Source organism: Lysinibacillus sp. GJ-1 (genome assembly GCF_021166035.1).
GTDB classification, from domain to species: Bacteria; Bacillota; Bacilli; order Bacillales_A; family Planococcaceae; genus Lysinibacillus; species Lysinibacillus sphaericus.
This window is the reverse complement of the sequence record NZ_CP088912.1, coordinates 3,189,766-3,211,581: the sequence shown is the minus strand read 5'-3', so window position 1 is coordinate 3,211,581 and position 21,816 is coordinate 3,189,766. Positions and strand designations below refer to the sequence as shown.

The window sequence follows — 21,816 nt, the reverse complement described above, 5'->3', positions numbered from 1 at the left end:
ATGAAAAAACCTGAATTGCTTGTTACACCGCAATCAGTAGACCATGTAAAAGCACTGTTAACAGCTGGAGCTGATGCTTTTGTCATTGGGGAACAACAATTTGGTCTTCGTCTTGCAGGTGAATTTTCAGTGAGCGAAGTAGAAGAAGCAACGAAGCTAATACACGCAGCAGGCAAAAAGGTGTATGTTGCAGTGAATGCGCTTTTCCATAACGAAAAACTAGATGCACTAGGTGACTATTTAAAAGAAATGCAACGCATAGGTGTAGATCGTTTAATTTACGGCGACCCTGCGGTTATTATAGTGCGTCGCGAGCAAGGTGTAACCATTCCGTTGCACTGGAATCCGGAAACGACGGCTACCAACTGGTTTACTGCGAATTATTGGGGTAAACGTGGTGCAACACGTGCTGTGCTAGCCCGTGAGCTTTCATTAGATGAAGTATTAGAAATTAAAGAAAACGCAGAAGTAGAAGTGGAAGTACAAGTACACGGCATGACTTGTATGTTCCAATCGAAGCGTCCATTACTGGGTCATTATTTCTTATATCAAGATAAAGTAATGACAATTGAAAATCGTCAAGAAAACCGTAATATGTTCCTTCATGATGATGAGCGTAACAACAAATATCCAATTTATGAGGATGCAAATGGTACACATATTTTCAGTCCAAATGATATGTGCATTATTGATGAGCTAGGCGAGTTATTTGAAGCAGGCATCGATGCGCTAAAAATTGAAGGTGTTTTACAAACGCCGGAATATGTAGTGACAGTTACAGAAGCATATCGTCGAGCAATTGACACATATTTTGACGAATCAGAAGATGCATATGACGATATTAAAGATGATTTACTGGCTAAAATTGAAGAAATTCAACCTGCTATTCGACCACTCGATACGGGCTTTATCTTCAAGGAAACAGTTTACTAGGAGGTGGCAAGAACATGGCATTGGCATTAGAACAAAATGACAAAATCCGTGAAATGATAAACGGTAAACGCGTCATTACAAAAAAACCTGAACTACTTGCCCCTGCAGGTAGCTTAGAAAAACTAAAAGTAGCTGTCCATTATGGTGCGGACGCAGTATTTATCGGAGGTCGAGAATTCGGTCTTCGCTCAAACGCAGATAATTTTTCTATCGAAGATATGCGTGAAGGTGTAGAGTTTGCAAATAAGTATGGAGCAAAAATTTACGTGACAACGAATATTTTCGCTCATAATGAAAATATGGATGGTTTAGAGCAATATTTAAAGGATATTGAATCAGCAGGCGTTACTGGCATTATTGTAGCGGACCCACTTATTATCGAAACATGTCGTAGTGCTGCGCCGAAGCTAGAAATCCATCTTTCTACACAACAATCTTTATCAAACTGGAAAGCAGTACAGTATTGGAAAGAAGAAGGCTTACACCGCGTTGTTTTAGCACGTGAAGTTGGCGGCGAAGAAATGAAGCTAATGAAAGAAAAAGTCGATATCGAAATTGAAGCATTCGTTCATGGCGCAATGTGTATCGCCTATTCAGGTCGTTGTGTGTTATCAAATCATATGACAGCACGTGACTCCAATCGTGGTGGCTGCTGCCAATCTTGTCGTTGGGATTATGATTTATACGAGTTGGAAGACGGCGAGGAAAAAGCGCTCTTCGATGACAATCATGCACCTTTTGCGATGAGTCCGAAAGATTTAAAGTTAATTGAAGCGATACCACATATGATAGAGCTTGGCATTGACTCATTAAAAGTCGAAGGCCGTATGAAATCGATTCACTATGTGGCAACAGTAGTTTCTGTCTATCGTAAAGTCATTGATGCGTATTGTGCAGACCCTGACAATTTTAAAATTAAACGGGAATGGCTAGAAGAGTTAGATAAATGTGCAAATCGTGACACTGCTGAGGCGTTCTTCCATGATGCACCAGGTCATGAAGAGCAAATGTTTGGCGTTCATGGTCGTAAAACAACCTATGAATTTGCAGGGCTTATTTTAGAGCATGATCCTGAAACAAAAATTGTAACGATGCAACAACGTAACTATTTTAAACCAGGTGATGAAGTAGAATTTTTTGGGCCAGAAATCGAAAATTTCCGCATTACAATGGGGGAAATTTGGGATGAGGATGGCAATAGCTTAGATGCGGCACGTCATCCATTGCAAATTGTTAAGTTTAAATGTGAGACACCACTTCAACCGCACAACATGATGCGAAAGGAGAATAATTAATGGCAATCAAGCGTCCAGTTGTCATCGGAATCGCTGGTGGCTCATGCTCAGGTAAAACGAGTGTGACCCGTGCTATTTATGATGTTTTCCGTGAGCATTCTGTCGTAGTAATTGAACAAGATTACTACTATAAAGATCAAAGTCATTTAACATTTGAAGAACGACTAGGAACGAATTATGACCATCCACTAGCGTTTGATAATGATTTATTGATTGAGCATATAAAAAAATTATTAAAGCGTCAGCCAATCGATAAGCCGGTTTATGACTATGTACAGCATACGCGTGCTAAGGAAGTTATCCATGTAGAGCCAGTAGATGTTATTATACTAGAAGGAATTTTAGTATTAGAGGATGCAGACTTACGTGGTTTAATGGACATCAAATTATTTGTTGATACGGATCCAGATTTACGTATTATTCGTCGTATTTTACGTGATATTAAAGAGCGTGGACGTACAACAGATTCTGTAATTGACCAGTACCTATCTGCAGTACGACCGATGCATAATATGTTTATTGAACCGACTAAACGTTATGCTGATATTATTATTCCTGAAGGTGGAGAGAATGGCGTAGCGATTGATTTGATGGTAACGAAAATTAAAACTATTCTTGAAACTGACAACGTATTGTAATAAGATAGAGTGGTATTGACAATATTTACATGCTTTATGAAGCATATTTTTGTAAGGCATGCATACTATTAGGTCAAAGTGTATTTTGAAATGGATTAAAAATAATAAAATTCGATTAAATGCATTTTTCAAAGCATTTGGTCGAGTTTTATGTTTTTATATTGATGAAATAAGGAGTGAAGTACTTTGTCAAACGAAAAACAGTACCCAATGACTGCAGAGGGTAAAAGAAAATTAGAAGAAGAATTAGTGAAATTAGAAACAGAAACGCGTAAAGAAATTGTAGAGCGTATTAAAATTGCACGTGACTTCGGAGACCTTTCTGAAAATGCCGAGTATGACTCAGCAAAAGAAGAGCAAGCCTTTTTAGAAGGACGTATTTCTACATTAAAATCAATGATTCGTAACGCAGTAATTATTACTGAAGATGAAACGGACAACAGTGTAGTTTCGCTTGGGAAAACGGTTACATTCGTAGAAATTATTAACGGTAAACCATCTTCTGATGAAGAATCTTATACGATTGTTGGTTCTGCCGAGGCTGATCCAATGGAATTCCGAATCTCAAATGAATCACCAATTGCAAAAGGCTTACTTGGAAAAGCTGAAGGTGAAGAAGTAGTTGTACAAACACCTGGTGGTGAAATGAAAGTGAAAATTCTTTCAATTAAATAATCACAGATGTACAAGCAGTTAGCTCTTCTTTCTAGAGAAGAGCTAACTGTTTTTATTTTGCAAGTCGTGTGGAACTTGATAAAATATTGGCTAGAGAGGGGGAGACTTCATGGGTGAACGACAAACACGAAGTAGTCGTCATTTGCAGCCATCTCACAATAAAAAGCTAGATAAAATGTTAAATATTTTAATTGGCATTGTCATTATATTAATTGTGATAGTGGCAACGTATGTGTTTAAGTGGCAAGATGACGCACAAGAAACTGTTAAAGAGGAACCAGCTCAAGAGCAAAAGAACGATGGCAGTGAGAAGGAGCCTTCAAAAGAGGAAGACATAGCGAGTAACGACGAACAGTCACAAGATGAAGAACAGACGAAAGATACAGACGAGTCGAAAGAGGCAGAACAGCAACCAGAACAAAATACGGCAGTGGAAACGACGTCAGACAATCCTATTGTTGACCGTGTTGTGACAGATAAAAGTTGGAAACCGACGCCGACAACGCAAACTGGAGAGCATGTGTCATCCTACGATGATCAATCTGTAGATTGGGCAGAAAAAATTGCGACAGTGACAGCCGTTACTGGCATTACAAATGACAATATGATTGTTTGGCGCTTGCAAAATAATGGTGGTGCCAATAAAGCCATTGCAACGGTTTCGACAAAAGATAAAAGTGAAAAGTATCGTGTCAGCATGGAATGGGTTGATAACGAAGGCTGGCTTCCTGTAAAACTAGAACAGTTGAATACATTAGAAGGTGCCTATTGACGAAAACTGCTGTTTTGATTATTTTTAAATCTATTGGGTAAAAACATAGCTCAATAGCACAATGTTTGGTGACTAGAGCCATTATCCGTAGGTTATGGAAACACGTCAACGGATATTGGGGTTTGCGGCGGGTGCTTGTTACAATACGGATGCCAAAGCCGACACATCGTTGTTTAATAGAGTTGGATAAAAGAAGGGGAGTAATGAATTCATGAAAATCGCAGTTATCGGTGCAATGGAAGAGGAAGTAGAGTTATTACGCGCATCTTTAGAAGGTGCTACTAGTACAACAATTGCTGGTAGTGAATACACAACAGGGACATATGAAGGAAAAGAAGTAGTGCTATTAAAAAGCGGTATTGGTAAAGTCAATGCGGCAATGTCAACAACAATTTTATTACATGAATTCAAACCAGATGTAGTCATTAATACAGGTTCTGCTGGGGGTTATGATGAGGCCCTTGAAGTTGGAGCCGTTGTTATTTCAGATGAAGTCCGTCATCATGATGTAGATGTTACAATTTTCGGTTATGAAATTGGTCAAATGGCAGGTATGCCTGCTGCTTTCCAATCAGATGAAAAATTAATAAAAGTTGCCGAAGAGGCTGTAAAAGCAGTTGGTGAACATCAATACGGTATTGGCTTAATTTGCTCTGGTGATGCCTTTATGAATGATCCGGTACGTGTGGAAGCAGTGCGTCAACATTTTCCTCAAATGAAAGCTGTTGAAATGGAAGCGGCAGCTGTTGCACAAGTATGCTATCAATTCGGTACACCTTTCGTAGTTATTCGTGCACTATCTGATATTGCTGGCAAAGAATCAAACATCAGCTTTGATGAGTTCTTACCAGTCGCTGCAAAACATTCAACACAAATTGTATTAAAAGCAATTACGGCTCTATAAATCTACATGTAATAGACAAAGTGAGCAGTGAAAAAGTGAGAAAAATCACAGTCGTAAATAATCTTCAATGCTACAATGGCATTATATTCTCTTCATAGTTCGATGGGAGGTATTCATTATGCTATTTTTAACAGCAGGTGTCGTAATAATTACAATGTTAATCGGCACGCTTATTTCGGCAGATTTGACAGAAGCAACGCATTAATACTTTATAGAAAGCTCCTTTGTGGCTGTTAAAGTCAAAAAGGAGCTTTTTATTGTTCGAGGAACTAACGGACTCCTCAATGGACACCAGCCACGCTAAAATGTGTTAGCAACTAATGAAAATCGTTATGCAAAGCGCATCAATAAAACAAGTACTGCTATGTCAAGATTGAATTTTTATCAATAACAAATTACAATAAATTACTCAATAGACTTTTGATCTCTTTTATAAAATTGATAGAGTTTAATGAGTGCTCGCTTTTCAATGCGAGATACATAACTACGAGAAATATTTAAGCGGGCAGCAATTTCTTTTTGTGTCAGTGCATCATGCTGATTTAGCCCATAACGGAGTGTGACAATTTCCAGCTCGCGTTCATCGAGCATGTGCAAATAATGGTACAACTGGGCAACATGTTCTTTATGTTCGATTTTTTCGGTTGCACTTTCTTCATCGCATTGTAGCAGGTCGCGAATTTGTAATGCATTGCCATCTTTGTCTGTGCCAATTGGTTCAAATAAGGATACATCTTTTTGTACTTTTTTCTGGGTCCTTAAATGCATTAAAATTTCATTTTCAATACAGCGTGCTGCGTACGTTGCAAGGCGCGTCTTTTTATCGGGTGTATAACTTTCAACAGCTTTCATTAGACCGATTGTTCCGATTGAAATATAATCATCGAGTTGTTCATGTTTTGGGTGGAATTTCTTTACGACATGTGCAACAAGTCGCATATTGCGCTCAATTAAATCGAGACGCGCTTGCTCATCACCACCTAAAAATCGTTCAATACAAGCAGCTTCCTCTTCTTTAGAAAAGGGTTTATGGAATGTTTGCCCTTTTAAATAACCGAATAACGCAGGGATTTCAAACCATAACTGCAACATAGAAGTAAAAATTCCGCTCATTGAATGATTTCATCCTTTCCCCATTTTTCGACAGTATATGTTAAGAAAGGTCGTTCAATGAAAAAAGTGCAACAGCAATTACGCTGTTACACTTTTCTTAACGTGAATGTACTAATCATTAGTAAAGCTAAAATCGGTAGTAGGAAAAGATAAAAGGCTGGATGGAACGTAGTCGACGCAAAATACGTTAATGTTAATAGCGTACCAGCAGCTGTTATCGGGAGCCCAGTAAAATAACCGTTTGCTTCACTAATATTGAAGCGAGCTAATCGCATTGCACCGCAGACGATATAAAGAACGGTCATCATCATGCCCGCGAAACCAAAATCAACTAGGACAACTTCATACATTAATAATGCAGGTGCTACACCAAATGATATAATATCACTCATAGAATCTAATTGTTTACCTAACTCAGATACTTGTCCGAGCGCGCGTGCCACTTTCCCGTCATAGCGATCGAGAAGAGCAGCAATAAAGATAAACAAGACACTATAGCTATAATATTCATGTAAAGTGGTATATACGCGCCACCAAAGGACATATTACTAATTGTGATGAAGTTTGCTGCGTGCGATTTCATTTTCTTAACCGTCGTATCCACCAACTTGTGATAAAAAAACAAGGCGGATCACTCCTTTGCACTTAAGATATTGTACCATTATACTTCGGATGAGAAAAAATTGACAGTCTAATTTAATGGATAGGGGTTTTGCTTTATGAAAGAAAAACTATACCAACGCTTAATAGAATTAACGAATGGCAAACAATCTTCCCAGCTTTTACAAACTATTGCTAAAGCGAAGTGGAGTAAGCGAATAATTCCAAGCTATATGAAATTATACGATATTAACCTTGAAGAAGTTTCAAAAAAACCACAACAATTTTCAAGTTTGCATGATTTTTTTACAAGAGAGCTTTTAACAGATGCACGACCAGTAGACCAAAATCCTACTGTTTTTACAAGTCCAGTGGATGCAAAAGTGGAATCCTTTTACCGCATTGAATGGGATATGACTTTTCTTGTAAAGGGCAAACCTTATGCTTTACAGGACTTACTAGGGAATAATGATCGTGCTGCGCAATATGCCGATGGACATTTTATCGTATTTTATTTAAGTCCTGCTGATTATCATCGAATCCATAGCCCGATTGATGGCGAAGTGTTAAGACAATACACATTGGGACAATCATCTTTCCCGGTCAATCAGCTAGGTCTCACTTACGGCAAAAAGCCAATTTCTCATAACTATCGTCTTGTAACGGAGTTAAAAGTGGCAAATGACCAGCATGTGGCATTTATTAAAGTCGGTGCTACTTTTGTCAATTCCATTGTGTTAACAAATACAACAGCCCAGTGGCAAAAGGGAGAAGAAGTTGGCTATTTTTCATTTGGTTCGACAGTGGTCATGCTATTTGAGAAAGATACCGTTACATTTACGGACAATGTTGTACAAGGAAGTCCAATTCGCATGGGTGAAGCCTTTGCAAATATGCTATAATGGTCGAATAATACGTTTAGATTAGGGGTCGCTATTTTGTATAATTTTTTATTACCAGATGAATTTGTGACAAGCATTTTTGAAATAACACCAGAAAAGCTTCAAGAATTAGGCATTAAAGGAATTATTACAGATTTAGATAATACGCTTGTGGAATGGGACCGTGCAGATGCAACGGAAGAGCTAATTATCTGGCTACGTATTATGAAGGAATCTGGCATTCGTGTCATTATCGCTTCAAATAATAAAGAAGCACGTGTAAAGCATTTTGCTGAGCCACTTAACATTCCATATATTCATAAGGCAAGAAAGCCACTTCGTAATGCTTTTTATAGTGCTGTTATTCAACTAGGCTTACGTCCTAATGAAGTAGTAATGGTAGGAGACCAGCTACTTACAGATGTGATGGGCGCCAAACGTTTAGGCTTGCATACTGTGTTAGTAAAACCAGTTGCACAATCAGATGGGCTCGTAACAAAATTTAATCGTTTCGTTGAGCGTCGTGTGTTCAATGATTTAAAACGTAAAGGAATAATTACTTGGGAGGAACAAGAATGAACGAAATGCCAAATTGTATTGGCTGTGGTACGACAATTCAAACAGAAGATAAAACAGCAGTAGGGTATGCACCCCCATCATCATTAGAAAAAGACGTAGTCATTTGTCAACGTTGCTTCCGTTTGAAAAATTACAATGAAATACAACCTGTGTCATTAACAGATGACGATTTTCTGCGTATTTTGAATGGCTTGGAACACAGCAAGGCTTGATCGTGAAAATCGTTGATATTTTTGACTTCAATGGTAGCTGGTTGCCAGGGCTTCATCGCTTCGTTGGCAAAAATCCAGTGCTATTAGTAGCGAATAAAGCTGATTTACTGCCAAAATCAGTGAAGCCCAAAAAAGTAATTAACTGGCTCAAACGTGAAGCGAAGGCACTTGGTCTACAACCAATTGATGTGCTGTTAGTTAGTGCACATAAGGTAAGGAATGGCTGAAGCAATGGAGGCTATAGACCAGTATCGCAACTACCAAAACGTGTACGTAGTAGGTTGTACTAATGTTGGGAAATCCACGTTTATTAACCGCGTTATTAAGCAGGCTACGGGTGAAGGAGAAGTCATTACTACCTCGCATTTCCCTGGCACTACATTGGACATGATTGAAATTCCACTCGATGATGGTAGTGCATTATATGACACACCTGGGATTATTAATCACCATCAGATGGCACATTATATTGATGCAAGCGAATTAAAGTATATTATGCCCAAAAAGAAATTAAGCCGAAAGTGTATCAGCAAAATGCAGGACAAACATTATTTATTGGTGCACTTGCGCGATTTGACTTTATTCAAGGGGAACGTTCAGCATTTACAATTCATGTGGCAAATGATTTGCCAATCCACCGTACAAAGCTTGAAAAGGCAGATACGCTATATGCTGAGCATAAGGGGGAATTACTGGCACCTCCGACTGCAGATTTTATCGACAAGCTTCCAGAGTTAGTCCGTCATGAGTTTTCAATCAAAGAAGCAAAAACAGATGTGGTCTTTTCGGGACTTGGCTGGATTACGGTACAGCATGCGAATGTGGTCATTGCTGCTTATGCACCAAAAGGTGTACAAGTATCAATTCGTCCATCGCTCATTTAATATTAGTAAAGAAGAGAAGAGGAACTAGGACATGAAGAAGTGGTTTGCAGTAATTGGTGATCCGATTGAGCATTCAAAATCACCAGCCATGCATAATGTTTGGTTTGAAGAAATGGCAATCGATGCAGCCTATATTCCAGTGCACGTACCATCACATCAGTTAGAGGCAGCGATTGCTGGTTTTAAAACATTAGGTGCTAGTGGTTGGAATGTGACCATACCGCATAAGACAGCAATCATTCCTTATTTAGACGAGCTAGATGAGTTAGCAGAAAAAATGGGTGCGGTGAACACCGTTGTACGAACAAAAGAGGGAAGTTAAAAGGATACAATACTGATGGGCTTGGTTTTGTACGCTCATTAGAAGAAGCTGTCGGCAAGTCACATAAAGATAAGCCTGTGCTTCTAATTGGAGCGGGCGGGGCAGCTCGTGGCATCGCATTTGCCATGCAACAACAAGGATATATGAATTTAACAATCGCCAATCGTACAGTTGCTAATGCACAAGCAATTATCGATGAACTCGGAACAGGGCGTGCAATTTCTTTAGCGCAAGCGGAGGAATCATTGGCTGATTTTGGCATTTTGGTGCAAATGACGTCAGCTGGGCTTGTAACGGGTGACTTTTCGATGCCATTTTCATTGAATCGACTAGCGAAAGGCGCAATTGTTGCAGATATTGTGTATAATCCATTAATGACGCCTTTTTTACAAGCGGCTGTGGAAAAAGGAGCGACCGTTGTAACTGGTCTTGGAATGTTCGTACATCAAGGTGCGATTGCGTTCCATTACTGGCTCGATGAATATCCAAATACAAATTCAATGATTGCGCGATTAAAGGCGCAATTAGGAGGACAATAATTTTTATGTTAACAGGTAAACAAAAGCGTTTTTTACGTGCAGAAGCACATCATTTAACACCGATTTTCCAAGTAGGAAAAGGCGGCGTGAATGACGAAATGACAAAGCAAATTCGTGAAGCATTAGAAGTACGTGAATTAATTAAAGTGCGTATTTTAGATAACTGTGAAGATGACAAAAACGAAGTGGCAGAGGCTCTTGCAAAAGGTGCACATGCTGAACTTGTTCAATTAATCGGCTTGACAGTTGTTTTATATAAAGAATCACGTAACAACAAGAAAATTGTGTTACCAAAAGCAGCGAAATAAGGTGAAACGATGAAGAAGGTCGGTTTACTTGGAGGTACGTTTAATCCACCGCATATTGGACATCTAATCATGGCAAACGAAGTTTTTCATGCATTGGAGTTAGATGAGGTACGTTTTTTGCCAAATGCTCTACCACCCCATAAACAAGCTCCGCATGATGCGAGTGATGACAAACGCCTAGAAATGGTGAAGCGCGCCATTCAACCTTATCCGCATTTTCGTGTTGAGTCGTATGAGGTTGATAAGGGCGGTGTATCCTATTCCTATAACACACTTGCTGCATTATGTGAAAAGGAGCCTACTGTGAAGTTTTACTTTATCATTGGTGGCGATATGATTGATTCACTCCATACGTGGTATTGTATTGATGAGCTAGTGGAACTTGTTCAATTTGTCGGCGTAAAGCGTCCGAAGACAGAGGCGCTTACGGAGTATCCTGTATTAATGGTGGAAGTACCGCAAATCGATTTATCGTCGACACTGATTCGTGAGCGCCTTGCTACTGGTAGAACGGTAACCTTTTTACTGCCAGAAGCGGTAGAGACGTTTATACGAGAGGAAGGGCTTTATGGAACGCGAACAGTATTTAGCAGCGATTAAACCTCGCATGCCTGAGAAACGCTATATCCATACACTTGGTGTAATGGAAACAGCCATACAGTTATCAAAAATCTATGGTGAAAACGAGAGCAAAGCAGAAACAGCTGCTATTCTTCATGATATTGCAAAGTATGCCGATATCGAATGGATGGAGGAAATCGTTAAAACACAACAGTTAGATCAACAACTGATTGGCTGGGGCAGTGAACTACTACATGGGCCTGTTGGTGCGTATATTGCTGAAAGTGAATTCGGCATAACGGATGAAGAGATATTAAATGCAATCCGTTTCCATACGACAGGACGTGTAGCGATGAGTAATTTAGAAAAAATAATTTTTGTTGCAGATATGATTGAACCGAATCGAAAATTTGATGGTGTAGAACGTCTGCGAAAAAAAGCGCAAAAGAATTTGGATAAGGCTATGAGTGCCTGCATACGTCATACATTGGCGTTTTTAATTGATAGTAAACAGGCTATCTATCCATTATCTATAGCATGTTATAACGATATGATGAAAAGAGAGGACAGTGAAGGATGACTTCAACTTTATTACAAGCAGCTTACAAAGCAATCGACGACAAACATGGCGAGGATATTGTCGTTTTAAATATGCAAGGTATTTCACTTTTAGCAGATTATTTTATCATTGCACACGGGAATTCAGATCGCCAAGTACAAGCGATTGCGCGTGAATTACAAGAGGTAGCAGTGAAAGAGGGACACGAAATTCGTCGTGTTGAAGGCTTCGATGGCGCACGCTGGATTTTAGTAGACCTTGGTGATGTTGTAGCACATATATTCCACAAGGATGAGCGTGCTTACTATAACTTAGAGCGTCTATGGGGCGATGCACCACAATTAGACGTATCAGAGGCGTAAGTGAGTAGCTACGAACGTTTTGCCCATGTATACGATGAGCTCCAAACGGATATTCCGTATGATCGTTACGTGAAGTGGGTAGAGCAACATGCGCCGAGCAATCAATTCCCAAAGCTTTTAGATATTGGCTGTGGTACTGGTGTGCTTGGCCTGATGCTAGCAAAGGCTGGTTATCAGGTAAGTGGGATTGATTTGTCAGAAGATATGCTTGCTATAGCCGCAGAGCGTTTTGCAGAGGCGGGTTTACAAGTGCCGCTGTTCTGTATGTCGATGCATGAATTGGACGGCTTTGAGGCACTGGATGTTGTCACGATTGCCATTGATTCACTTAACTATGTGGTGGAACAAGCAGACGTTTATTCGACGCTAGAGCGTATTTTTCATACGTTACGACCAGGTGGTCAACTGTTCTTTGATGTCCATTCATTATTTAAAATGGATGAAATCTTTTTAGATGGACCATTTACGTATGATGATGGAGATATTAGTTACGTATGGCATACAGAGCCTGGGGACTATGAACATTCGATTGTCCATCAAATGACGTTTTATGTTCGAGATGCTGGAAGTGATTTGTATGAACGTTTTGATGAGGAGCATTTCCAACGTACATTTGCTGTTGAACACTATATGACATGGCTTCGTGAGATTGGCTTTACAGATATAGAAGTAACAGCAGATTTTACAGAGGAAGCACCAGAATACGAAAGTGAACGCATTTTTATACGTGCGGTGAAATGATAATTGCAACAGGTACTCCGGAAAGTTTGATAAGATGGGGGCCAATACTTAGAAAAGTTCGGTATTATACCGAACTTTTTTTTGATTAAATATAAGGTTTTAATAACATATGGCTTGAACAATTTCGTTTTGGATAGAAAGCATCTATCTACTTTTCTCCATCAGAGCGATAGTATATGATTAAAACAGACTCCATATGATTACCTTTGCATAGAAAGGATGGTTTGCATGATCCAATCTTTATGGCAAAAGTATAAGAAAAGTGTGTTGCTCCCCAGCATACTAGTAATCAGTGGACTTTGTTACTTCTTTTTCTCGAAATTTGACTCTTCACCTCCCCAAGAAGAGCTCATCGAAACAATCCAACCGACAGATCAGCTAGCAATAATAGAAGAACCTGTTGAAGAAGCGGTCGTACAGCAGGTGCTCATTGATATAAAGGGTGCTGTATTGCATCCAGGTGTCTATGCACTTAAGCCAGATCAACGTATGATAGATGCAGTACAGCTTGCAGGCGGCTATAGTGAGGACGCTGATACACGGTTCATTAATCATGCGCAAAAGGTGCAGGATGAAATGGTTATTTATATTCCTGTAAAAGGAGAAAAACTTGATGACGTAATGTCCAGTTTCAACATTGCTACAGCAAATGAAAGCAACCTGACAACGAATAATAAAATCAATGTCAATAAGGCAGATCATACAGAGCTGGCAACATTAGTTGGGATAGGTCCTTCTAAGGCACAAAATATTATTGCCTACCGTGAGGAACATGGACGTTTCCAAACAATAGAAGATGTAAAAAAGGTGGCAGGTATCGGTGAAAAAACATTTGAAAAGTTTAAGGATGCCATTACCGTTAACTAATTTTACAAATAATGTGAAGTTGACGACCCTTTTCTAAAAGGGCTACACTAGAGTAGAAAAGTGACTGTGGCATGGAAGCGCAGTTTGTTATTAATGTAAGTAAATTTAGGAGGTAGTCATATGGAGCGTATTACTTGGGATCAATTTTTCATGGCACAAAGCCATTTACTCGCGTTACGTAGTACTTGTACAAGACTAGCAGTAGGCGCAACAGTTGTACGTGATAAACGCATTATAGCAGGAGGCTATAACGGCTCAATTACAGGTGATGAACATTGTATTGAAGAGGGTTGCTATGTTGTTGATAACCATTGTGTTCGTACGGTGCATGCAGAGATGAATGCTCTTCTACAATGCGCCAAGTACGGTACACCGACCAAAGGAGCAGATTTGTATGTGACACATTTCCCTTGTTTACCATGTACGAAGTCCATTATTCAAGCAGGGATTGAACGTGTCTATTATGCAACAGATTATAAAAATAATCCATATGCTCAAGAGTTATTTAAAAAAGCAGGTGTAGAAGTATTACATGTACCCTTTGATGAGCGCAAAATTGATTTTTTAAGAAATGAAAAATTAGCCTTGTACATAGATATGCTACATGCATTACGTGAAAGCGGCATGCCAGCAGAAAAATTGCTCCCTTATGAACAGAAGGTGAGTGCATTATTTGGCAAAATACAATAAAGCATAAATGGATTTATGTAGCACTAGCTGTACTTGTTGCTTCGCTTGCGGCACACAAGTCAGCTTGGCTACTTGTTGGTGTTCTGTTATTAGCATCATGGCTTATTTTAAAAGGTGAGGCAATGATGATACCAGCACTTGTGATAGGTGTTGGACTGCTTTCTTTCTTCTTTTTTTCCACCATTCGATTGACGGAACCTTCCCCCTTACCGTCAACTTTTCAATTAACATGGACGAGCGACTATAAAATTAATGGGCAACGGCTTAGTGGTTTTGCAAAAACAGAGACAGGTGAAAAACTCTATGTGATGTATACATTGTCCTCAGAGCAAGAAAAACATTTTTATGAAACGACATCGATTACAGGTTTTACCTATGTCGTTCAGGGCGAACTGGTAGCACCGAATCCACCAGCACATGCTTACGCTTTGTCCTTTGATAAATATTTAGTGAGCAAAGGCGCAAGGGGCATTTTTGAAGTCAAGGGTTGGTCGTTGATATCAAAAGAAAAATCATTAGGCATAGTGCTTGCAAAGTACAGATTCCACCTAAAAAAGCATATTGAAACTACTTTTCCTGCCTCCCTTGTAGCAGAGGCACAGGCGTTGCTTATTGGTTTACGGGATCATGTAGACGAAGAGCATCAGCGAGCATATCAGAAGCTAGGCATTACGCATCTATTTGCTATCTCTGGCTTACATGTCGCACTCGTTTCATGGTTGTTTTATGAAGGATTACTACGAGTGGGTATACGAAAAGAAATAGCGACAATTGTCCTGCTCGTTGTGTTACCTATGTATGGTGTGTTAGCCGGTGGAGCACCTTCTGTAGTTCGAGCTGTTTCGGTTGTAGAACTGGTGATGTTAATGCGCTTTGCGAGGTGGCAGTTACCAGTTGATGACGCACTAGCCATTAGTTTTATTGGCTTTGTTTTATTGGAGCCTGGGGTAATATTTCAACTGGGCTTTCAGTTATCTTACCTTGCAACAATGAGCCTTTTATACTCGAATGCAATCTTGCAGGGCAGGCACTGGTTGTTCAAATCTTTGTTAGTCACGTTTGTATGCCAACTACTTGTGTATCCGCTATTACTTTATCACTTTTATGAACTATCAATCTCATCGTTTATTGCAAACATTGTTTTTGTGCCATTATTTTCGGTTGTTATTTTACCGACAAATCTGACGTTGCTCATTGTCTCATTCATCTCGATGCCTTTAGCTAAGCTATTTTTCAAATTTTATGAGCCTTTGCGTGCTTGGCTGTCGGAAGCCATCATATATTTACAAGCTTTGCCGATGCAACTATGGACGCCTGGAAAACCTGCATTATGGCTTGTGTGTCTAGCGTTTGTTAGCGTGCTTAGTAGCTTGTATTTTTTAGAAGCGAGACGCTATGGTAAAGTTGCCATATTGCTTTTAATACCTGTTCTTTGTATTGAATTTGCACCTAAATTATATAGCGAAACGAGGCTGACATTTTTAAATGTAGGGCAGGGTGATTGTACAGTCATCGAATTACCGTTTAGAAGGGCCTTATACGTGGTAGATGCTGGAGGTGTACTTCGATTCAAGGAAGAGGATTGGAAGGCTCCTAAGCGCCCCTATGAGGTTGGTAGGCAGGTTATTGTCCCGTTTTTAAAAGGAAAAGGTATTCGACAGGTGGATATAATGATTATGACACACCCAGATGCTGACCATGTAGAGGGGGCAGAAGAAGTGCTAGAGGAGATTAGGGTGCGTGAAATTCATGTAACACCTAGCTCTCTCGATACACCAGTAATGCAAGACTTATTAGCGGAAGCGGCGAAACAAAAAGTTCCTGTAAAAGAAAAAATGAAAGGTACTTCATGGCGTGTGGGGTCGACAAATTTTCACTATTTATCACCGGATGATACACATTATGAGGGCAATAATGATTCCCTTGTGTTATTTATACAACAGGAATCGTTTCGTGCATTGTTAACAGGCGATTTGGAGGAAGCTGGTGAACATCAGTTAATAAAGCAATATGGTCCACAATTGGCAAACATAACGCTTTTAAAGGCTGGGCATCATGGTAGTAAAACTTCAAGCATTGAGCCATTTGTAGAGCTTCTACAGCCTAAATTAACCATTTTTAGTGCAGGACGTAATAATCGCTACAATCATCCGCATGAAATAGTAGTCGAACGTTTTCGACGGCGTGAATTAGCAACGATGATAACGGGTACAGATGGGACGATTGAAGTGGTAGCACATAAAGATAGATGGCATGTGCGTACTGAAAAAGACCTTGTCCAAAACTGAACAAGGTCTTTTACATTGGTATAAAAGGTAGCTTACATTGCTGCGTAGTCTACTATTACTGCGATGATAAACATAATAGTGAAAACCCCAAAAGATACGCCGAAACCAACGCCAGAATCAATAGCATCGTTACGTTTGCATTGTATATTTTTACCTTCAAATGGATTCATTGTCATCCCTCCAATTCTGTTATTTATTATAAGACATCATTTTCATAAAAGCTATATCGAAAAGACGAATTACCAATGTGGCAAGGAATCGACACAATTTAGCCCAAAGTCACAACCGAAACTAAATCATGTATACTAATAGTATTGCTAGATGGAGGTAAAAATATGATATCAACGGTTTGGAACAATATAAAAAAAGGTCAGCTTGCACCTGTATACTTAATAATTGGTGAAGAAAGCTATTTTATAGATGAAACAGTGAAACGTTTAAAGGAAGCCCTCGGCACAGAAGAAGAAATTGAAATGACGGCTTTTGACTTAGAGGAATTACCGGTAGATGTCGTAATGGATGAAGCGGATACGATTCCATTTTTTTCAGAGCGTAAACTGGTGATTGCTAAAAACGCATCGTTTTTAAAGGCAACTGAAAAGGGAAAAGAAAAAATCGAGCATGATGTGAAACGTTTGGAGGCATGGCTTGCAAATCCTTCAGATTTTTCTGTAACAGTTTTTATTGCACCATACGAAAAGCTAGATGAACGTAAAAAAGTGACAAAAATGATGAAAGAGCATGCGCTCATTGTCCAAGCCGAAACGCCGAAAGAACAAGATTTAGCAGTATGGATTCAAGGACTTGTGAAAGCACAGGGCAATACGATTACACAAAGTGCTATTGAGCAGCTTGTATCAATGGTTGGACCGAATATGCTGCAGCTACAGATGGAAATGGAAAAGCTATCGCTCTATGTAGGTGAGGGCGGAGAAATAACAACGATGCTCGTAGAAGATTTAGTAGCAAAAACGTTAGAACAGGATGCCTTTAAAATGTTAAACGCATATTTTGGACATGACCCTGTAGCGGCATTGTCGATTTACCATGATTTATTGCGCCAAAAGCAGGAGCCGATTATGCTTGTCGGGCTTCTTGCTTCGAATGTTCGGACGATGTCGAATGTGTTTTATTTGCTGAAAAAGGGCTATCATCCACAGCAAATTGCAAAAAACTTAAAAATTCACCCATATCGTGTCAAGTTAATGGTTGAGCAACGCAACCGTCCATCTGAAGAAAGTTTACTGAAAGCTTTATATCAGTTGGCAGAAGTCGATTTACAGTTAAAAACAGCAGGAGGAAACCGCGAGCGATATTTAGAACTATTTTTACTACGCCAACTGTAAAAAAGATTAACTAGTTGGGCATGAATGGTTGTATAATGTCGTGGGGGGTTTTTGAACGTGCATACACGAATTCAGTACATGGACAGCCTTAGAGCCATTGCAATTCTAGGCGTATTACTTTTACATGCTGCGACTCCTTATGTCGTGCTTTATGACAAAATTACTTTATTTGACTGGCAAACAGGCATTGTTTATAATGCATTATCGCGCTGGTGTGTGCCCATTTTTTTAATGATTAGTGGGGCACTGTTACTTGGGCGGAAAGAAGAATCGCTGCGTACTTTTTTTAAAAAACGTGCGAATAAAATTTTACTACCTTTTATTGCTTGGTCAATAATCTATTATGCGTGGGCAACGTATATGTGGAATCCTGGGTATTCTTTGAAAGAGTTTCTAATCATGTTTTTTAATAATCAGATATACTATCATTTGTGGTATTTTTATGCGCTTATCGGTATTTATTTACTAGCGCCCGTCTTTAATATTTTCGTTAATCATGCCTCGAAACAAATGATAGGCTATGTGGTTGTTCTCTGGATATTATTTTATGGGGGTTTCCGTTATTATTCATATATTGTGAGTAATGAATTTACATTATTTTTCCCTTTAAGTGAGTATATCGGTTTCTTTATATTGGGCTACTATTTAGCGACATTTGAACTATCGAAAAAATGGCGTGTGGGCATTTACATGCTAGGGATAGTTGGAGCACTTGAAACAATTCTACGTACAAATGTTTTAACAGAGCAGCAAGGACAATTTACAAGCTATGCTTTTTCCTATTCTAGTCCAAATGTTATTGCGATGAGTATCGCTCTCTTTGTTTTTGTGAAATATTGGGTCAATCGTAAAGTGGCAAGTGGAAGCTATGAGACAAGTAGAATTGTTAAGTTAGTTGGGCAAACAAGTTTTGGTGTGTACTTAGTACATGCAATGATCTTAGATAAAGTCCGCCCGTACTTTTTTGATGAAAATGAGCTTTTTGTCAAACCGCTATTTGCTATTCCATTACAAGTACTCATTATTTTAGTGCTTTCCACAATAGTTGTGTGGATTATGCAGAAAATACCATATCTAAAAAGAGTGATTTAGTTAAGGAAGATTCATACATAATAGCAAGTGTGAATTGTTTTCCTGATAAAGAAAATCCGCTGTGCCTTTCCGAGGGGAAGACATGGAGCACCTTTAGGGGCCTAATGTTTTTTTGAAGAAGCATAGCGGATTTTTTATTGGGCAATCCTATAATTGTTGAAAAACGAAAAAAGACCAGTTACTCAAGAAGAGTAAACTGATCCTTTATAAACACTTACGCTTTTTTAGCTAGGCGAGACTTTTTACGAGCCGCCGCGTTTTTGTGGATAAGTCCTTTTGAAGCTGCTTTATCTAAAGATTTGTAAGCTGCTTGTAAAAGTTCTTGTGCGTTTTCAGCGTTAGCAGCAACAGCGTTTTCAGCTTTTTCACTGTAGTACGCATTGCAGATTTAGCTTGAGAGTTAGCAACGTTTGCTTTTTCGTTAACTTTTACGCGTTTAATCGCAGATTTAATGTTTGGCATATCTTTCACCTCCTAAAATAGGTACGAGATGATATCTTCTCATTGATTTCTTGTGTCAATACAACAAAAATCATTTTAACAAACGCTAGGCTAAATTGCAATAGATAAATGCAAAGAATATTTACTTGACAGTTTGAACAAACTACTAATTGAGGTGAGCTGAATGCAAAATTTAAATTGGCAACGGACTGATTTAATTGATGAATCTGAAGAGGTCGTTTTACATCAAACGAAGGAACAAAAAGAAACACTTGAACAATCATCTGGGGTTCAAATCGAAGACCGCACTGCAGGACGCGTGAAAATAACCGATGTCCAAGTGAACGCAGAAGGCAAGAAACAAATAGGCAAAAAAGAAGGGAAATATATAACCCTTTCTGTACCAACGCTTACATTAGAAGATGAGGATGGATTTGAACAACTTGAAAAAGCCTTGCTAGCAAACTTTAAAACGTTACATGAATCAATTTCTTGGCAGAAGGATGACAAAATATTAATTATAGGGCTTGGCAATCGAACGATAACACCGGATGCCATAGGACCATATGTTATCGATCACTTGCATAGTCTAGATAAAATCGATGACAAATTTGTCATGTATGCACCAGGTGTGACAGGGCAAACAGGCTATGAAACAGGTGAATTTGTAGCAGCATTAGCTGAGCGTCTACAACCAAAACTCATCATCGTCGTAGATGCCCTTGCAACAAGAGCAAGCGACCGCTTATGTAAAACCATCCAACTTACCGATACAGGGATTCACCCAGGTTCAGGTGTCGGCAATCAACGCAAGGAAATTTCCTTAGAAATGCTTGGTATCCCTGTCACGGCTATTGGGATTCCAACAGTTGTTGATGCACCTGTGCTAATTGCTGACGCTGTAGAGGTGATGTTACGCACGATTGCAGCGCGAGTTGCAGAGAGAGGAAAACCTTCGTCTAAATTATCATTATCTTCATGGCGTCCAGATATTAATAAAGAACTTGATATGTCTCTCGTTACACCCATTTTCGGTGAATGGGCAACATGGTCAAAAGAGGAGCGTCAACAGCTTTTTGAAGAGACTTTTGCTGCTTCACATGCACAGTTAATGGTCACACCGAAAGAAGCCGATTATTGGATAGATCGCTATGCAACACTCATTTCAACTATGCTTACAAAATGGGCAAACGAGCTATAAATTCATCGTTCTAAAAGACACATCCCCTCCATACGATAAGGGGAGGAGGGTGTGACTTTGCTAAAAAAACTACAATGGTCAATTGGTCTATTATTGTTCTTTTTCGTATTACCAGTCATTGCTGGGCAACTTCCGTTCAACAAGCAAGCATCGACTCCGATGAAACAACCAGAGGATAAACAAGTCGTGTTTGCCGCTACTAATTTAGAAGAAGAAAGTGAACTAGAAAAGACAAAAGAGCAGACGGAAGAATCGACACCAAAATCGACGTCAGAGCCGACAAAAGAGCAGGATCCATTTAAAGTATTATTGTTATTTACACATTCACAAGAAGCCTATCAACCGATAGTAAAAGCAGTTAGCGGAAAAGTGGCCGTTTATGATGACAAAACAAATATTTATAACTTACAAGGCGCCATTTCCAAGCACTTTAGCATGAACGGTATCCAGACGGATGTATTAGATGTTGATGTGATGAAGGTAATGAAATCGGAAGGCAAAACTTTTCCACAAGCTTATAACACAGTACGTCCCTATTTATCTAATCGTTTACAAGAGCAATCCTATAATTTAATAATTGATTTGCATCGAGATTCGGCCAAACGGAATGCGACAACTACTATGCACAACAATCAATCGTATGCACGTATTGCCATAGTCGTAGGCGCAGAACATAAAAATTACAGATGGAATACGGCTTATGCAGAAAGTCTTTCTGCTGCCATGAATGACATTGTGCCAAAGGTTTCAAGAGGGGTTATATCGAAAAGTGGTGATAATGTAGATGGTCGCTACAATCAAGATTTAGCTAAAGAGATGATTTTAATTGAATTAGGTGGCATCGATAATACAGAAGATGAGTTAAATCGTACAATTGCTGTTATTGGAAAAGCAATTGCAAAAACCTTTGTAACGGAATCTAAAAGTTAAACAGTTATTAACAATATTGAATTTTTCCTATTCAAGTTCAAGCGATTTTTTCATCGCTGTCCACTTTAGAAAATAGTTTGATG

Annotated in this window: 22 protein-coding genes and 4 pseudogenes; 22 read left to right on the top strand and 4 right to left on the bottom strand. The window is 39.1% G+C overall.

Annotated features, from left to right (window positions below):
- From LO754_RS15965 to mtnN, 6 genes are all read left to right on the top strand, one after another.
- On the top strand, positions 1-933 hold the full coding sequence (locus LO754_RS15965) for a peptidase U32 family protein (RefSeq protein WP_231784776.1): 933 nt from the start codon (positions 1-3) through the stop codon (positions 931-933).
- A gap of 14 nt (positions 934-947) precedes the next feature.
- Complete coding sequence (locus LO754_RS15960; protein ID WP_029747273.1) at positions 948-2,228, top strand: peptidase U32 family protein; 1,281 nt, start codon at positions 948-950, stop codon at positions 2,226-2,228.
- Positions 2,228-2,866: a uridine kinase gene (gene udk, locus LO754_RS15955; RefSeq protein WP_024363103.1), complete on the top strand. Its 639-nt coding sequence runs from the start codon at positions 2,228-2,230 to the stop codon at positions 2,864-2,866. The genes LO754_RS15960 and udk overlap by 1 nt, the downstream gene beginning before the upstream one ends.
- Before the next feature lie 186 nt (positions 2,867-3,052).
- Positions 3,053-3,541 carry a transcription elongation factor GreA gene (gene greA, locus LO754_RS15950; protein WP_024363102.1) on the top strand — a complete coding sequence of 163 codons (489 nt, stop codon included), beginning with the start codon at positions 3,053-3,055 and terminating at the stop codon, positions 3,539-3,541.
- 109 nt (positions 3,542-3,650) lie between these two features.
- Entirely contained in the window at positions 3,651-4,313 is a 663-nt protein-coding gene (locus tag LO754_RS15945) for a YrrS family protein (protein ID WP_231784775.1), read from the top strand.
- A gap of 211 nt (positions 4,314-4,524) precedes the next feature.
- The gene (gene mtnN, locus LO754_RS15940; RefSeq protein ID WP_024363100.1) at positions 4,525-5,217 is read left to right on the top strand and encodes a 5'-methylthioadenosine/S-adenosylhomocysteine nucleosidase; all 693 of its coding nucleotides are present in this window, start codon (positions 4,525-4,527) and stop codon (positions 5,215-5,217) included.
- A gap of 405 nt (positions 5,218-5,622) precedes the next feature.
- Here mtnN and sigK read toward each other — a convergent pair whose 3' ends face one another.
- The gene (sigK, locus tag LO754_RS15935) at positions 5,623-6,330 is read right to left on the bottom strand and encodes an RNA polymerase sporulation sigma factor SigK (protein WP_024363098.1); all 708 of its coding nucleotides are present in this window, start codon (positions 6,328-6,330) and stop codon (positions 5,623-5,625) included.
- A gap of 86 nt (positions 6,331-6,416) precedes the next feature.
- A pseudogene (gene pssA, locus LO754_RS15930) lies at positions 6,417-6,913 on the bottom strand (CDP-diacylglycerol--serine O-phosphatidyltransferase).
- Positions 6,914-7,049: 136 nt separating this feature from the next.
- Between pssA and LO754_RS15925 the strand changes: the two are divergent.
- From LO754_RS15925 to LO754_RS15870, 12 genes and pseudogenes are all read left to right on the top strand, one after another.
- Positions 7,050-7,832 (top strand): phosphatidylserine decarboxylase, encoded by a 783-nt coding sequence (locus LO754_RS15925; RefSeq protein ID WP_231784774.1) that lies wholly within the window; start codon positions 7,050-7,052, stop codon positions 7,830-7,832.
- Between the two features lie 33 nt (positions 7,833-7,865).
- A complete protein-coding gene (locus LO754_RS15920) occupies positions 7,866-8,390 on the top strand; it encodes a YqeG family HAD IIIA-type phosphatase (RefSeq protein ID WP_231786343.1) in 525 nt (174 codons plus the stop codon).
- Positions 8,387-9,486 (top strand): annotated as a pseudogene (yqeH, locus tag LO754_RS15915) (ribosome biogenesis GTPase YqeH). The gene LO754_RS15920 and the pseudogene yqeH overlap by 4 nt, the downstream one beginning before the upstream one ends.
- Before the next feature lie 31 nt (positions 9,487-9,517).
- A pseudogene (gene aroE / locus LO754_RS15910) lies at positions 9,518-10,347 on the top strand (shikimate dehydrogenase).
- A 5-nt stretch (positions 10,348-10,352) separates the two neighbouring features.
- A complete protein-coding gene (gene yhbY, locus LO754_RS15905; protein WP_025220069.1) occupies positions 10,353-10,655 on the top strand; it encodes a ribosome assembly RNA-binding protein YhbY in 303 nt (100 codons plus the stop codon).
- Positions 10,656-10,664: 9 nt separating this feature from the next.
- Positions 10,665-11,255 (top strand): nicotinate-nucleotide adenylyltransferase, encoded by a 591-nt coding sequence (locus LO754_RS15900; RefSeq protein ID WP_024363091.1) that lies wholly within the window; start codon positions 10,665-10,667, stop codon positions 11,253-11,255.
- Positions 11,224-11,796 (top strand): bis(5'-nucleosyl)-tetraphosphatase (symmetrical) YqeK, encoded by a 573-nt coding sequence (gene yqeK, locus LO754_RS15895; protein WP_231784773.1) that lies wholly within the window; start codon positions 11,224-11,226, stop codon positions 11,794-11,796. Before LO754_RS15900 ends, yqeK begins: the two co-directional genes overlap by 32 nt.
- Positions 11,793-12,137 (top strand): ribosome silencing factor, encoded by a 345-nt coding sequence (gene rsfS, locus LO754_RS15890; RefSeq protein WP_024363089.1) that lies wholly within the window; start codon positions 11,793-11,795, stop codon positions 12,135-12,137. Before yqeK ends, rsfS begins: the two co-directional genes overlap by 4 nt.
- On the top strand, positions 12,138-12,878 hold the full coding sequence (locus tag LO754_RS15885) for a class I SAM-dependent DNA methyltransferase (RefSeq protein ID WP_024363088.1): 741 nt from the start codon (positions 12,138-12,140) through the stop codon (positions 12,876-12,878). It begins immediately after the preceding gene.
- 228 nt (positions 12,879-13,106) lie between these two features.
- Entirely contained in the window at positions 13,107-13,745 is a 639-nt protein-coding gene (locus LO754_RS15880; protein WP_108029824.1) for a helix-hairpin-helix domain-containing protein, read from the top strand.
- A 120-nt stretch (positions 13,746-13,865) separates the two neighbouring features.
- Positions 13,866-14,435, top strand: a complete 570-nt coding sequence (locus LO754_RS15875; protein WP_024363086.1) for a ComE operon protein 2 — start codon at positions 13,866-13,868, stop codon at positions 14,433-14,435.
- Between the two features lie 122 nt (positions 14,436-14,557).
- On the top strand, positions 14,558-16,723 hold the full coding sequence (locus LO754_RS15870; RefSeq protein ID WP_231784772.1) for a DNA internalization-related competence protein ComEC/Rec2: 2,166 nt from the start codon (positions 14,558-14,560) through the stop codon (positions 16,721-16,723).
- A gap of 32 nt (positions 16,724-16,755) precedes the next feature.
- On the opposite strand, the gene LO754_RS15865 is transcribed toward LO754_RS15870, so the two are convergent.
- Positions 16,756-16,893: a YqzM family protein gene (locus LO754_RS15865; protein ID WP_024363084.1), complete on the bottom strand. Its 138-nt coding sequence runs from the start codon at positions 16,891-16,893 to the stop codon at positions 16,756-16,758.
- Positions 16,894-17,058: 165 nt separating this feature from the next.
- Between LO754_RS15865 and holA the strand changes: the two genes are divergently transcribed.
- Both holA and LO754_RS15855 read left to right on the top strand, forming a co-directional pair.
- Positions 17,059-18,069, top strand: a complete 1,011-nt coding sequence (gene holA, locus LO754_RS15860) for a DNA polymerase III subunit delta (protein WP_025220064.1) — start codon at positions 17,059-17,061, stop codon at positions 18,067-18,069.
- A gap of 57 nt (positions 18,070-18,126) precedes the next feature.
- Positions 18,127-19,161, top strand: coding sequence for an acyltransferase (locus tag LO754_RS15855; protein WP_024363082.1), 1,035 nt, complete (start codon positions 18,127-18,129; stop codon positions 19,159-19,161).
- A 214-nt stretch (positions 19,162-19,375) separates the two neighbouring features.
- Here LO754_RS15855 and rpsT read toward each other — a convergent pair.
- Positions 19,376-19,623, bottom strand: a pseudogene (gene rpsT, locus LO754_RS15850) (30S ribosomal protein S20).
- Positions 19,624-19,786: 163 nt separating this feature from the next.
- Here rpsT and gpr point away from each other — a divergent pair.
- Positions 19,787-20,803 (top strand): GPR endopeptidase, encoded by a 1,017-nt coding sequence (gene gpr, locus LO754_RS15845; RefSeq protein WP_024363080.1) that lies wholly within the window; start codon positions 19,787-19,789, stop codon positions 20,801-20,803.
- A gap of 51 nt (positions 20,804-20,854) precedes the next feature.
- Positions 20,855-21,733 carry a stage II sporulation protein P gene (spoIIP, locus tag LO754_RS15840; RefSeq protein WP_231784771.1) on the top strand — a complete coding sequence of 293 codons (879 nt, stop codon included), beginning with the start codon at positions 20,855-20,857 and terminating at the stop codon, positions 21,731-21,733.
- Positions 21,734-21,816 lie beyond the last annotated feature (83 nt).